Genomic DNA, 13,684 nt, shown 5'->3' with positions numbered 1-13,684 from the left:
ACCTTGTGAACACTGACAAGCTGACCACGATGAGTCGTGACGCCGTCTCGACGGCGGTCCGCACTGCCCTCACCCAGGGCAACCCCCAGGCCGAGCCCAGCCACCTGCTGCATGCCCTGTTGCTGGCACCCGACAACACCGTCGGCGCGCTGCTGCAGGCGGTCAAGGTCGACCCCCAGGTCGTGAAGGCGGCCGCCCAGGGAGCCATGGCGAAGTTGCCGTCGGCCCAGGGCTCGTCCGTCTCACAACCGACCCTGTCCGGCCCGCTGGCTCGCGTGCTGGCCGATGCCGAGACCCGCGCGCAGTCGCTCGGCGACTCCTTCGTCTCCACCGAGCACCTGCTGATCGCGCTGGCGGCCATCACCTCCGATGCGAGCGCCATCCTCACCCAGTTGGGGGCCACCGCCAAGAAGCTCACCGACGCCTTCCAGGCCAACCGTGGCGACAAGCGGGTCACCTCGGCCGAGAGCGAGGGCGGTGAGTCGGCGCTCGACAAGTACTCCGTCGACCTCACCCAGCGCGCCCGCGACGGCAAGCTCGATCCCGTGATCGGGCGGGACGCCGAGATCCGCCGCGTCGTGCAGGTGCTGGCCCGACGCACCAAGAACAACCCCGTGCTGATCGGCGAGCCCGGCGTCGGCAAGACCGCCGTCGTCGAGGGTCTGGCACAACGGGTGATCGCCGGTGACGTGCCCGACTCGCTCAAGGGACGACGGGTCGTCTCGCTCGACCTGGCGTCGATGGTGGCCGGGTCGAAGTACCGCGGCGAGTTCGAGGAGCGGCTGAAGGCCGTCCTCAACGAGATCCGCGACGCAGAGGGCCAGATCATCACCTTCATCGACGAGTTGCACACCGTGGTCGGTGCGGGATCGACGGGTGACAGTTCGATGGACGCCGGCAACATGTTGAAGCCGATGCTGGCCCGCGGTGAGCTGCGGATGATCGGTGCGACCACCCTCGACGAGTACCGCGAGCGGATCGAGAAGGATCCCGCACTGGAACGGCGCTTCCAGCAGGTCTACGTCGGCGAGCCCTCGGTCGAGGACACCATCGCCATCCTGCGTGGGTTGCGGGAGCGCTATGAGGCCCACCACAAGGTGCGCATCACCGACGGGGCGCTGGTCGCCGCTGCCTCGTTGTCGAGCCGCTACATCACCTCTCGTCAACTGCCCGACAAGGCCATCGACCTGATCGACGAGGCGGCATCGAGGTTGCGGATGGAGATCGACTCCTCGCCGGAGGAGATCGACGCCCTGCGCCGCAGCGTCGACCGGATGTCGATGGAGGTGTTCGCCCTCGAGAAGGAGGAGGACGCCGGATCGAAGGCCAGGCTGCAGCGACTGCAGGCCGACCTCGCGGACGCCAAGGAGCAACTGCGCGGGCTCGAGGCACGGTGGGAGCAGGAGAAGTCGGGCCTCAACAAGGTGGGTGAGATCAAGGAGGAGATCGACAAGCTCCGCACCGAGGCCGACCGGTTGATGCGTCAGGGCGACCTGGCGAAGGCGGCCGAGATCCAGTACGGACGGATCCCCGAGCTCGAGAAGCAACTCGAGGCAGCCTCCCAGGCCGAGGAGACCGCTCCCCGGATGGTGTCGGAGGAGGTCGGCTCGCACGACATCGCCGACGTGGTGTCGGCCTGGACCGGGATCCCGGTCGGGAAGATGTTGCAGGGCGAGTCCGAGAAGTTGCTGTCGATGGAGGCACACATCGGTGAACGGCTGATCGGCCAGAAGAAGGCCGTCACCGCGGTCTCCGATGCGGTCCGTCGTTCGCGGGCCGGAATCTCCGACCCGAATCGTCCGACCGGGTCCTTCCTCTTCCTGGGACCGACCGGTGTCGGCAAGACCGAACTGGCGAAGTCGTTGGCCGAATTCCTCTTCGACGACGAGAGCGCCATTGTCCGCATCGACATGAGCGAGTACTCCGAGAAGCACTCCGTCTCGCGGCTGGTCGGGGCTCCTCCCGGCTACGTGGGCTACGAGGAGGGTGGCCAGCTCACCGAAGCGGTGCGCCGTCGTCCGTACTCGGTGGTGCTGCTCGACGAGGTCGAGAAGGCACACCCCGACCTGTTCAACATCTTGTTGCAGGTGCTGGACGACGGTCGGCTCACCGACGGGCAGGGGCGCACGGTCGACTTCCGCAACACCATCCTGATCATGACCTCCAACCTGGGATCGCAGTTCCTGGCAGACCAGAACCTCGAACCGCAGACCAAGCGTGATGCGGTCATGGGGGTGGTACGGCAGAACTTCCGGCCTGAGTTCCTGAACCGGCTCGACGACATCGTCTTCTTCGACCCGTTGACCACCGAGGACCTGACGCGCATCGTCGACACCAACCTGGTCAAGGTCAACAAGCGCCTTGCCGAGCGTCGGATCACCATCGACGTCACCCGCGGTGCCAAGGACTGGCTCGCCGCGACCGGTTTCGACCCGGTCTACGGTGCTCGTCCACTGCGACGTCTGATCCAGACGACGCTTGAGGACCAGCTGGCCCGCGAACTGCTCGGTGGCCAGGTCACCGACGGTGACACGGTGGTGGTCGACGTGAACGACACCTTCGACGGCCTCGCGGTACACCGGTCAGACCGCGCTGCCGATGCCGTCGGGGAGCGGGCACCGCTCTCCTGAGCGCTCCGCACGGGGTGATCCCCGCAGATGATCCTGAAGGGGCCGGGGGCGGGTGGAGGCACCGCCCCCGGTCTGGGGTCAGCCGACCCGTGAGACCTCGCGCAGCGAGATGTCGCCGGTGACGGTGCTGGCCCTGATCTCCAGGTGGGCATCACCCTCCCGGGGCTGTCCGGCGCCCTGGAGGTCGGACGAGACTCGTCCGGTCAGCGTGTTCACGTCGGTCCACACCGGGATGCCCGCTCGGACGCCGATGGTGATGTCACCGGCGGCAGTGTTGCACTGGAGCGACCCGCCGGCGAGTTCGCGGACGCTGATGTCGCCCGACCCGGTGCTGACCCGAACGAGACCGTGCACGGTGGCGATCGAGATGTCGCCCGAACCACTGTTGAGGGTGCCCTCCTCGACGACGGACGACACGGTGAGGTCACCGCTGCCGGTGCGGGCCCTGACGGTCGAGTTGTTCTCATGGACGGTGATGTCACCCGACCCCGTCGAGACGTCGAGCGGGCCGAGCACCCGATGGGCCGAGACGTCACCCGAGCCGCTGCGCGCCGTCAGCGTCGCGGCCTCGTGCACCGAGATGTCGCCATGACCCGTGGTCAGGTGGCCGTCGTTGATCCGACCCTCGGCGCTGACATCCCCGTGGCCGGTGTCGACCCGGAGATCGGACCCCGCCGGCGCCTCGAGGCGGATGGTGACAGGGAAGCTGTGCCCACCGTTGAGCCGGTCGGCATGCGCCAGGTCGACCACCAACTGCCCGTCCGAGAAGGTCGGCGCCACCGGCTCCAGGTCGATCGGGTGGCGGGTGTCGAGCGTGACACCGACGGTGCCTGCGTTCTCGACGAGGTCGATGATGACGTCACCGTGCTGGTTGCGCACGACGGCGCGGATCGGGGCGGTGCAGTCGAAGGTGCGGTCCAAGCTGGTCATGGTTCTTCCTTTCAGACCCAGCCGGTCAGGCGACGACCGGGCTGGTGGGAGGGGCGGGTGCTGAGTGCCTGCCGGACGGCCTCGGTGATCCAGGTGTTGAGCGACTGGCCCTGACGACCGGCGGCCTCGTCGGCGCGCGATTTCAGGGATTCCGGCAGTCGGACGGTGATACGGGTGAGCGAGGAGTCATCGTCCTCGAGCACCTGCGTGGGTTCCTCGGCGCCGGTGCGGGTGACCGCGAAGTGCGGGTCCCGTCCGGCCATGCGCACCTCGATCAGCGTGTCACCGAGGGTCGACGTGAGCTCGGCGGCAGCTGTCGACAGGAGGTCGACCAGTGTCAGTCGCAGCGAAGGGTCGAGCGCGAGCAGCAGGCGGTGGGCCGCTGCCCTGGCTTCGCCGTCACCCAGGGCGGCGGCGTTGGTGAGGTCGCGGCGGACGGCCTCGACGTGGGGTGCAAGTTCCATGACATCAGTCTGACGTCGCCATGACGTCATGTCAAGCAATCTGTGACGTCATTCTGTGTCACTTGCTGCGTGGGACGATGGGCGGGTGACATTCGAGGTGCTCCCTGATCCCGCGCAGGCCGGGAACTGGCTGGTCAGGATGGGGACGACTGACCAGTCCCACGTGAACCCCGACGACCCGACCCACCTCGAGTTCGACTACATGCAGCGCATCGCCGTGCATCTCGACCACCATGCGCCAGCCGGTGAGCGCTACCGGGTGGTGCACCTCGGCGGTGCGGGGCTGACGCTCGCCCGCTACCTCGCGCACACTCGTCCGACCTCACCGCAGATCGTCTGCGAACCCAACGAGGCCCTCACGGCGGCGGTCCGTGAACACATCCCGCTCCCCAGGAACTCCGGCATCAAGGTGCGCCCGGTCGACGGACGATCCGGGGTGGCGGTCATGCCGGACGACTATGCGGACGTTGTCATCATCGACGCCTTCGCCGGGGCCAGGGTGCCGGCTGACCTGGTCACCGCCGAGTTCTTCGCCGACGTCAGGCGGATCTGTCGCCCCACCGCCCAGGTGCTGATGAACGTCACCGACACCCACCCCTTCACCTGGACCAGACGCGTGGTTGCGGGTTTGCGGCTCTACTTCAGCGAGGTGAGCCTGTCGACCGAGTCGGCCACGTTGAAGGGCCGCCGGTTCGGCAACGTCGTGATCGGCGCGTCCCGGGTGCCGCTGCCGATCGAGGCGCTCAACCGGGCGGCTGCCGGTGCACCCTTCCCCTACCGCGTGGTGGTGGGCGAGCATCTCGACACCTTGGTCGCGGGGGCCCAACCGTTCCACGACGGCGCCTCGGAGCAGTCACCGCTCCCACCCTCGGGACGGCTCGCCTTCCTCTGAACGACTCGACCCGGGTTGCGCCCCCGGAACTCGTCCCCAGATCGGAAGGGGAGGCCCCGGGGAGTGGTCGAGCACCGACTGGCGACGTGTTTCCGGGATCAGGCGACGGCGACGGGCAGAATGGCTGCCATGCCTTCCGCCCGTCCCCGCCCCCGAAGCACGCGCGGTGGGGGTGTGGTGCGCGGGCTGCTGCTCGGGATGGTGATCGCGGTCGTCATCGCCGGGCTGACGCTGGGGTGGATCGGGTGGGGATCCGATCTCGTGGCGAGGGGGCGAGCCAGGGACGCGATGGCTGCTTTCGGGGCCTCGGCACCCGCCAGCGTCGGCGAGGCGACGGCCCACCCGGGGGCCACGATCGCGATCGTGTCGATCCCGCGCCTGGGACTCACCTGGCCCCTCGTCTCGGGCACCGACCACCTCGACCGCGGTCTGGGGTGGGTGCCCACGACCAGCTTGCCCGGCGAGACCGGGAACGCTGCAGTGACCGGGCCTCGCCTGACCGACGGCTCGCCCCTGCGCCACTTCGGTGACCTGCGGGTCGGCGACGACATCGTCGTTCGCACCAGCGCGCGATCGTTCACCTACCGGGTCGTCGTGCCACCGTCCTCACTCACCGTCGATCGGGACGACACCTGGGTGCTCGACGGCGTTCCCGGTCACCCCGGTGTCGTGCCGACCGCATCGGTGCTGACCATCATCTCGAGCCAGGACCTGCTGGCCTCGAGGGAGCGATCGGTCTGCTTCGCCGTGCTCAGTGGAGGCTGACCCCTCAGGCGGTCTGTGCCGCGTCGAGGTCGGCGCGGGTGAGCACCGAGACAACCCGTAGCCCGACATCCGCGAGCGGGTTCTCGTCCGCAGGGGAGCGGTCGATGGCGCACACCACCGTCTCGACGATCGCACCCTCGGCGCGCAGTGCGCGGGTGGCATCGCGGACGGCCCCGCCGGTGGTGATGACGTCCTCGATCAGGGTGACGCGGCGGCCCTGGACGTCGGGCCCCTCGGCGAGTTTGCAGGTTCCGTACTGCTTGGCCTGTTTGCGCACGAACAGGGCGGGCGTGCCCGTCTTGGCGCTCACCATGGTGGCGATCGGGATCCCGCCGAGTTCCAGGCCGCCCAGCAGTTCGGTGCCCTCCGGCAGCAGGGCGACCATGGCGGCGGCCACCCGGTCGAGCAGGGCGGGCCGGCACTCGAAGAGGTACTTGTCGAAGTAGGTGTCGGCCACCTGTCCGGAGCGAAGTGTGAAGCTGCCGGTGAGGCGGCAGACCTCGTTGATGTCATGGGCGAGAGTGCGGTCGGACATGGCTGAGACTCTAGTGCCGTACCCTCCCGGCGACCCCCGCGAGGTCCATCGGCGCCACCGGTTGTGACCCCCGCCGGGAACCCGTGGGGGGAACCGCCCGGGCGCTAGGGTTGCTGGCATGGAATGGGTCATCCTCATCGTCGTGGTCGCACTGATCGCACTCGCCCTGCTGCTCTTCGTGGCTCCCTACAACAGCTTCGTCCGGCTCCGGAACACCATCCAGGAATCGTGGCGGCAGGTCGACGTCGAACTGAACCGACGCTACGAACTGATCCCCAACCTCGTCGAGACGGTGCGCGCCTACGCCGCGCACGAGCGGAACACCCTCGAGGAGGTCACCCGCCTGCGCAACCAGGCAGCGACCCTCGCCCACCAAGGAGGCGGAGACGTGCCCTCGGAGCAGCGGGCACAGCTCGAGGGCGCCCTCTCGGGTGCCGTGCGCAACCTGATGGTCTCGGTCGAGGCCTACCCCGATCTCAAGTCGAACCAGAACTTCCTCGAGCTGCAGCGCGAGCTGACCGACACCGAGGACCGGATCGCGGCCGGCCGCCGGTTCTACAACGCCAACGTGCGCGCGTACAACACCAAGGTCGAACAGGTGCCGAGCAACATCGTCGCCAACCTGTTCCACTTCGAGAAGGCCACCTACTTCGAGGTCAACGACCAGGCGGTCCGGCAGGCCCCCGACGTGAACTTCGGCGAGATCTCCTACCGCGCCGGTGACCCGCAGTCGCAGCAGACTCCCGCCCTGCCCCAGCAGACCAGCCAGCCGACGTGGGACCAGCAGTCTCCCCAGCAGAACCAGGTTCCCCAGCAGTACCAGCAGCCGGCTCAGCCCCAGTACCAGCCGCCCCAATACCAACAGCCCCAGTACCAGCAGCCGGATCAGAACCAACAGCCGGGGCAGTACCAGCAGCCGGGTCAGTACCAGCAGCCGGCTCAGCCCCAGCAGCAACCCGACCAGCCGCAGCAGGGCTATCAGCCGCCAACCTACGGGCAGCACTGATCCAGCACCGGTCCCGGATCCGATACCGGGAGACCCGTCGCGGGCCGGGACGACCGAAGGCCGCTCAGGATGTCTGGGCGGCCTTCCGCCGTGCCATCAGGTATTCGATGCCCATCGGAACCAGCGAGACGAACACGATCGCGATCAGCACCGTCTCGATGTGGTTGTGGATGAACGGCACCTGCCCGAGGAAGTAGCCCAACGTGGTCACCCCACAGGCCCACAGCACGCCGCCCAGGGCGGTGTACGAGATGAACTTGCGGAAGTCCATGCGCGCGACGCCCGCGACCAGGGTCACGAAGGTGCGCACGAGCGGGACGAAACGGGCCAGCACGAGTGCCCTCGCGCCGTACTTGTCGTAGAAGGCCTGGGTGCGCTCGACATGGCGCGGGTCGAACAACTTGCCCATCAGTCCCTTGCGCGGTTTGAACAGGGGCGGGCCCACCAGTCGTCCGAGGTGATAGCCGGCGACATTGCCGAGCACGGCGAAGAAGGTCAGCACCACGCACGCGATCACGAGGGTCTGCACCGGTGAACCCATGGCAATGGCTGGGGCAGCGGTGCCCGCACCCGCGATCAGCATGCCCACCGTGAACAGCAGCGAGTCGCCGGGCAGCAGGGAGAACAGGCCGCACTCGGCGAAGATGATGGCTGCGACCACCCACAGGGCCCATGGACCGGCAGCGGCGATGATCTTCTCGGGATCGAACCACGAGGGGAGCAACATCGGCACCAGGGTCGGGAACGACGAGAGCAAGGTGGGAATCAGCACGAGCCAACGGTAGCTTCTCGACTGTGACAGACCCCGCTTCCGTGCAGGAGCCCGACCTCTCGTCCCCCAGCCTGGGCGCCGGCATCGGCGTGGGGCCGCACCCCCGGCCGTGGCCGGTCGGACCCCAGTACGACCCCGAACTGCTGGCCGCGGGTGACCGCCGCAACGTGGTCGACGGCTACCGCTACTGGACGATCGAGGCGATCGTCGCCGATCTCGACCGCTCCCGGGCACCCCTGCACGTCGCCATCCAGAACTGGGAACACGACTTCAACATCGGTTCCATCGTGCGCACCGCGAACGCGTTCAACGTTGCCGGGGTGCACATCCTCGGACGGCGCCGCTGGAACCGGCGGGGGGCCATGGTCACCGACCGCTACCTGCACGTGCACCACCACGCCAGCGTCAACGACTTCCTCGACTGGTTGGCCGAGCACGACGTCGTCCCGGTCGGGATCGACAACCTGCCGGGGTCGGTGCCCTTGGAGACAGCACGGCTGCCCGAGAACTGCTGCCTCGTGTTCGGTTCGGAGGGTCCAGGGCTGACCGACGAGATGGTGGCCGCCTGCAGCCAGGTGGTCGAGATCAGCCAGTACGGGTCGACCCGTTCCATCAACGCTGGGGCGGCGGCCGCCATCGCCATGTGGGCATGGGGTCAGCAGCACCCACGCTGACCCGGTTGCCGCGAGGGCGACCCCCTAGCATGGGGCTCATGCAGACTCCCGAGGCCTTCGTCGTCGGCTTCAACCCGGTGGCGAGCGCGACCCGCGTGGCCAAGGCTCAGTCCCAATTGAAGTGGTCGCTGTGGATGGCGCTGCCCTATGCCGGTCTGGGGGTCGTCTACTACTGGCTCGGCTCGGGACCGGGGCGCATGACCACCGTCATCTCGGCCTTGGCGGTCAGCTTCGTGATCTGGGCCGGCTTCCTGGTCTGGCGGATCGTGAACCTGCGGAGCGCCAGGTCTGCCCTCGCGAAGGTCGGCGCCGGCGAGGCCTTTCGCATCTCCCACTCCGGGTTGACCCTCGCCGACACCTCCGAGCAGATCGCCTGGCACGACATCTCCGAACTCAAGGCCGTTGGACGACCCGCTGGCGCGGGCCCGGAACTGCAGGTGCGGCATCGGGGCGGCACCTACCAGGTGCCGCTGAGCTTCCTCGACGCGATGCCCGGATCCATCGACTCGGCCCTGCGTGCCTACTCCGGTGGACGACGCGGTCTCGACCTGGGCGAACTGGACTCGGTCTTCTCGCAGTAGGGCCGTGGCCCGAGCCGGCAACCCGTCCGGGGTGGCCTCCCCGATCCCGCAGCGCTCCCAGCCAAGATCCGACCCGGGTGCGTGGGGTCGCCCCCGGTTTGCCAGAATGGGGGACGACCGCAGAGTCCGCGAAGTAGAAAGAGGCAGACATGCCCATTGCAACTCCCGAGGTTTACGCCGAGATGATCGATCGGGCCAAGGAAGGCAAGTTCGCCTACCCGGCCATCAACATCACCTCGTCGTCGACCATCACCGCTGCCATCCAGGGCTTCGCCGAGGCCGGCTCCGACGGCATCATCCAGGTCTCGACCGGTGGCGCCGAGTACGGCTCGGGCGCGACCATCAAGGACATGGTCACCGGTGCGACCGCCCTGGCCGCCTACGCTCGCGAGGTCGCCAAGAACTACTCGGTGAACATCGCCCTGCACACCGACCACTGCCCCAAGAACAAGCTGGACGGTTTCGTGCGTCCCCTGCTGGCCATCTCGGAGGAGCGTGTCGCCCGCGGCGAGGACCCCCTGTTCAACTCGCACATGTGGGACGGCTCGGCCGTCGAACTGGGCGAGAACCTCGACATCGCCTCCGAACTGCTCGAGCGCACCTCGAAGGCCAAGATCATCCTCGAGATCGAGGTGGGCGTCGTCGGTGGTGAGGAGGACGGCGTCGTCGGCGAGATCAACGACAAGCTGTACACGACCGTTGCCGACGGCATGGCCACCATCGAGAAGCTGGGCCTGGGCGAGAAAGGCCGCTACCTGACGGCACTCACCTTCGGCAACGTGCACGGCGTCTACAAGCCGGGCGCGGTCAAGCTTCGTCCCGAGGTGCTGAAGGAGATCCAGGACGCCGTCGGCGCCAAGTACGGCAAGGAACGCCCCTTCGACCTCGTGTTCCACGGTGGCTCGGGCTCGTCCCCGGAGGAGATCGCTGCCGCGGTCGACTACGGAGTCGTGAAGATGAACATCGACACCGACACCCAGTACGCCTACACCCGCCCCGTGGTGGAGCACATGTTCCGCAACTACGACGGTGTGCTGAAGATCGACGGAGAGGTCGGCAACAAGAAGCAGTACGACCCCCGCGCCTGGGGCAAGCTGGCCGAGGCCGGCATGGCCAAGCGCGTCGTCGAGGCCTGCGAGTACCTGCGGAGCTCGGGCACCACGCTCGGCAAGTGACCGACCGTCTGGGTTGCACCAATTGGGTTGAACCAATTGTGGTGAACCACCGGCGGGTTTGAGCGGGCCATCCCCGCACCGACACGGGCCGTCCCCCTCGTGGGGGCGGCCCTTCGTCGTCCACGTGGCAACGCTGAGCCCGTGCTCACAGTCTGTGCACAGGGACGCCACAGCGCAGCCATCACCGGCGTCGATGGAGTGTCGCCATGACGACCAGCGCCCTCGACGCCACGCTCCCTTCTCGACAGGAACTGCCCGTGCAGGCACCGGTGGTGGGAGTCTCCGAACTGTCCCGCCGTTCGAACGCGTGGGTGTGGGTGGCGCTGGCCGCCTTGGTGCTCGCCGCGGGAGTGCTCTATGGGACCGGCATCAAGCTCGGTATGGTGCACAACTTCTACAACCCCGCGGTGCACTCGATGAGCGTCTCGTGGCGGGCCTTCTTCTGGATGGGCTATGACCCGGCCGCGTCGATCACCCTCGACAAGCTGCCGCTCAGCTTCCAGGTCGAGGCACTCTCGGCCAGGGTGTTCGGGTTCAGCACCTGGTCGGTGCTCCTTCCCCAGGTGGTCGAGGCCTGCCTCACGATCGTGGCCATGTTCTGGGTGGTGCGGCGCTGGATGGGCGCCCGCTCCGGACTGGTCGCCGCCGCCATGTACGCGACCACCCCGATCGTCGCGGCTCTGGCCCACGCCCAGATCACCGACACCTTGTTGGTGCTGCTGCTCGTCATCGCCACCCACTTCCTGCTCAAGGCCGTCACCACCGGCCGCTGGACGTGGTTGCTGCTCGCCGGGGTCTTCGTCGGGTTGGCCTTCCAGGCGAAGATGGCGCAGGCGTGGGGGGTCCTGCCCGCCTTCGCGCTGGTGTACTTCATGGCCGCACCACCGCGCTGGACGAAGCGGTTGCTGCAGTTGGCCGTGACGGCCGTGGTCACAGTGGCGGTCTCGGTCTGGTGGCTCGTGGTGGTCAGTCTGGTGCCCGCCTCGCAGCGTCCGTGGATCGACGGGTCGCGGACCAACTCAGCGTGGGACATGGTCTTCGTCTACAACCTGTTGGGGCGCTACGAGTCCGGCCAGGGAGTGCAGTCTCCCGGGGGCGGCGTGGGGCAGGGCTGGCGGTACATGGTCTCGAACGCGATCACCACGCAGGTCGGTTGGTTCTACCCCTTGGCCACCCTCGGGCTGCTGCTCGGGCTGGTGTGGCGGTGGCGTCGTCCTCGCACCGACCCGGTGCGCGTCGGGATCGTGCTGTTCGCTGTCTGGTTCATCGTGCACGCCGTCGCCTTCAGCCTTGGCCGGGTCGCCCACTCCTTCTACGTGGTGGCTGTGGCCCCGGCCGTGGTCGGTCTGGCCGTGGTCGCGGTGAAGATGGCGGCCCTCGCCTGGCGGGCAGGTGGTTGGCGGCGCGGGCTGGCGCCATCGGCGCTGGGTCTGCAGATCGGATGGGCGGTCTGGTTGCAGCACCAGTTCCCCGATTTCCGCGCTTGGTCGATCCCGCTGACGATCGGTCTCGGGGCGGGGGCCTTGGTCCTGCTCGCCCTCTCGTGGGGCGTCGCGCGGCGGGCGAGAGGTTTGGCTCGATGGCTGCAGGGCGCAGCGGCAGTCGTCTCGGTGGGAGCCGTGCTGGCCATCCCGGCGACGTGGGCGGCCTCGACCATCGAGCAGGGCTACTCCGGTTCCAGCATCGGTCCGGCCGCGGGCCCGAGCCAGGGTGGCGGAGGCTTCGGCGGCGCCGGTGGCGGTCAGCCCGGCCAGGGCACGGTGCAGGCGCCAACCCGCGACGACGGCCAGCGGCCACCGTTCGGCCAAGCTCCCAGTGGTGTCGCCGGGTCGCCCGGCCAGGTGGGTGGCGGCTCGGCGACGGGTTCGACCGCTCGCGTCGGGGAGGGCGCCGGCGGGGGAGGGGTGGGTGGCTCGGTCGACCGCACGGTGGCCGAGTGGCTGCAGAGCCACGATCCCGGGTCGAAGTACCTGGTCGCCATCCCCGGATCGCAGGCTGCGGGGCCGTGGCTGCTGGCCGGCTACGACGTGCTGCCGATGGGTGGGTTCACCGGATCCATCGGCTACCCCAGTGTCCCTGAGCTGCAGAAGCTGATCAGCGCGGGCGACCTTCGCTACGTGATGCTCGGCGGGGGGATGGGGGGTGGTGGCATGGGGTCGTCCGGCGCCTCGGCCCTGAACACCTGGGTGCAGGCGAACTGCACACAGGTCACCGACTCGGCCGTCTCTTCGGCTCAGATCTACGACTGCCAAGCCTGAGGGCTCAGGCGACTCAGCAGCGGTTGGGGGGCGCAGGCGTGCGTGCGGCGACTCAGCCAATCGTGCGGATCGTGTGCTCTCACGCCAGGAGTTCCGTCCAGCGAGCAACCATTGCTGTCAGCGCGCACGATTCGCACGATTGCCGTCAGCGCCCCGCCCCAGCGCTCGGCCCGCGCCGAAGCGACAGCCCGGGACCTGCCCCGCGTCGGCTGCAGTAGCGTCGGGGTATGGCGCAACTGATCAGCATCGATGTCGATGGCCACCCGGTCGAGGCGTGGTTCTCGGCCCAGGCCGAGCCCCGGCCCGGCGTCCTCCTGTTCATGGACGCCCTCGGGCTCCGTCCCCAGATCGGTCGCATGTGTGACCGCATCTCGTCCTGGGGCTACACGGTGCTCGCCCCGAACCTGTTCTGGCGCTCCGGCACGGCGCGCGAGACCTCGCCCACGGCCGACCTGACCATCGCTGAGAACCGAGCCGCCTTCTTCGAGCACGCCGGACTCCGCGTCCAAGGGCTCACCGCTGCCATGGCCGCCCATGACATCCCGTACTACCTCGCCGCGCTGCGCTCCCTGCCCGCCACCGCCGGGGACGAGGTGGGAGTCACCGGCTACTGCATGGGGGCGCGGTTCTCGGTGCGCGCGGCCGGTCTCGACGAACGGGTGGTCGCCGTCGGTGGCTTCCATGGTGGCCGCCTGGTCACCGAGGAACCCGACAGCCCCCACCTCGCGCTGGCCACGGCGAAGGCGGAGTTCCTCTTCGGCCACGCCGATCAGGACCGTTCCATGACCCCGGAGAACGTCGGGGCCCTGGGCCGAGCCCTGTCCGAGGCCCACCTGAACTCCTCCAACCAGATCTACCCCGGATCACCCCACGGCTACACCATGAGCGACTCGTCCACCTATGACGAGGCCGGCGCCGAGCGCCACTACCGGGAACTGAAGGACCTGCTCGATCGCACCCTGACGTCCTGAGGGAGTCGTCCACGGTCCTGAGCAGATGGGT

General features: G+C 68.4%; 13 protein-coding genes. 9 read left to right on the top strand and 4 right to left on the bottom strand.

The window, feature by feature from the left end; translation table 11 throughout:
- The first annotated feature begins 29 nt into the window (after positions 1–29).
- Positions 30–2,630, top strand: coding sequence for an ATP-dependent chaperone ClpB (gene clpB / locus QQZ11_RS02970; protein ID WP_446698829.1), 2,601 nt, complete (start codon positions 30–32; stop codon positions 2,628–2,630).
- Positions 2,631–2,708: 78 nt separating this feature from the next.
- On the opposite strand, the gene QQZ11_RS02965 is transcribed toward clpB, so the two are convergent.
- Together QQZ11_RS02965 and QQZ11_RS02960 are read right to left on the bottom strand one after the other, a co-directional pair.
- Positions 2,709–3,560: a DUF4097 family beta strand repeat-containing protein gene (locus QQZ11_RS02965; protein ID WP_022909367.1), complete on the bottom strand. Its 852-nt coding sequence runs from the start codon at positions 3,558–3,560 to the stop codon at positions 2,709–2,711.
- A gap of 11 nt (positions 3,561–3,571) precedes the next feature.
- Positions 3,572–4,024 (bottom strand): toxin-antitoxin system HicB family antitoxin, encoded by a 453-nt coding sequence (locus QQZ11_RS02960; RefSeq protein ID WP_022909368.1) that lies wholly within the window; start codon positions 4,022–4,024, stop codon positions 3,572–3,574.
- A 139-nt stretch (positions 4,025–4,163) separates the two neighbouring features.
- Here QQZ11_RS02960 and QQZ11_RS02955 point away from each other — a divergent pair, with 139 nt between their 5' ends.
- Both QQZ11_RS02955 and QQZ11_RS02950 read left to right on the top strand, forming a co-directional pair.
- Positions 4,164–4,916, top strand: a complete 753-nt coding sequence (locus QQZ11_RS02955; protein ID WP_051139686.1) for a spermidine synthase — start codon at positions 4,164–4,166, stop codon at positions 4,914–4,916.
- Between the two features lie 129 nt (positions 4,917–5,045).
- The gene (locus QQZ11_RS02950; protein WP_284548584.1) at positions 5,046–5,681 is read left to right on the top strand and encodes a class E sortase; all 636 of its coding nucleotides are present in this window, start codon (positions 5,046–5,048) and stop codon (positions 5,679–5,681) included.
- 4 nt (positions 5,682–5,685) lie between these two features.
- Here QQZ11_RS02950 and pyrE read toward each other — a convergent pair whose 3' ends face one another.
- Positions 5,686–6,216, bottom strand: a complete 531-nt coding sequence (pyrE, locus tag QQZ11_RS02945) for an orotate phosphoribosyltransferase (RefSeq protein WP_284548583.1) — start codon at positions 6,214–6,216, stop codon at positions 5,686–5,688.
- A 118-nt stretch (positions 6,217–6,334) separates the two neighbouring features.
- On the opposite strand from pyrE, the gene QQZ11_RS02940 reads away from it, so the two are divergent.
- The gene (locus QQZ11_RS02940) at positions 6,335–7,222 is read left to right on the top strand and encodes a LemA family protein (protein ID WP_284548582.1); all 888 of its coding nucleotides are present in this window, start codon (positions 6,335–6,337) and stop codon (positions 7,220–7,222) included.
- Between the two features lie 64 nt (positions 7,223–7,286).
- Here the strand turns inward: QQZ11_RS02940 and QQZ11_RS02935 are convergent, their stop codons facing one another.
- Entirely contained in the window at positions 7,287–7,979 is a 693-nt protein-coding gene (locus QQZ11_RS02935; protein WP_425393304.1) for a DedA family protein, read from the bottom strand.
- Between the two features lie 98 nt (positions 7,980–8,077).
- Between QQZ11_RS02935 and QQZ11_RS02930 the strand changes: the two genes are divergently transcribed.
- The 5 genes from QQZ11_RS02930 to QQZ11_RS02910 all read left to right on the top strand — a co-directional run bounded on the left by QQZ11_RS02930 (position 8,078) and on the right by QQZ11_RS02910 (position 13,653).
- Positions 8,078–8,668 (top strand): TrmH family RNA methyltransferase, encoded by a 591-nt coding sequence (locus QQZ11_RS02930; RefSeq protein WP_284550144.1) that lies wholly within the window; start codon positions 8,078–8,080, stop codon positions 8,666–8,668.
- A 38-nt stretch (positions 8,669–8,706) separates the two neighbouring features.
- Positions 8,707–9,249: a hypothetical protein gene (locus tag QQZ11_RS02925; protein WP_022909374.1), complete on the top strand. Its 543-nt coding sequence runs from the start codon at positions 8,707–8,709 to the stop codon at positions 9,247–9,249.
- A 149-nt stretch (positions 9,250–9,398) separates the two neighbouring features.
- Entirely contained in the window at positions 9,399–10,424 is a 1,026-nt protein-coding gene (gene fbaA, locus QQZ11_RS02920; RefSeq protein ID WP_022909375.1) for a class II fructose-bisphosphate aldolase, read from the top strand.
- Between the two features lie 206 nt (positions 10,425–10,630).
- The gene (locus QQZ11_RS02915) at positions 10,631–12,682 is read left to right on the top strand and encodes a glycosyltransferase family 39 protein (protein WP_284548581.1); all 2,052 of its coding nucleotides are present in this window, start codon (positions 10,631–10,633) and stop codon (positions 12,680–12,682) included.
- 227 nt (positions 12,683–12,909) lie between these two features.
- Entirely contained in the window at positions 12,910–13,653 is a 744-nt protein-coding gene (locus QQZ11_RS02910) for a dienelactone hydrolase family protein (RefSeq protein WP_284548580.1), read from the top strand.
- Positions 13,654–13,684 lie beyond the last annotated feature (31 nt).

Source organism: Aestuariimicrobium sp. T2.26MG-19.2B, from assembly GCF_950101875.1.
In the GTDB taxonomy this organism is placed as follows: Bacteria; Actinomycetota; Actinomycetes; order Propionibacteriales; family Propionibacteriaceae; genus Aestuariimicrobium; species Aestuariimicrobium kwangyangense.
Note: the sequence above shows the minus strand (reverse complement) of the source record. Positions and strands in the feature narration are given on the sequence as shown.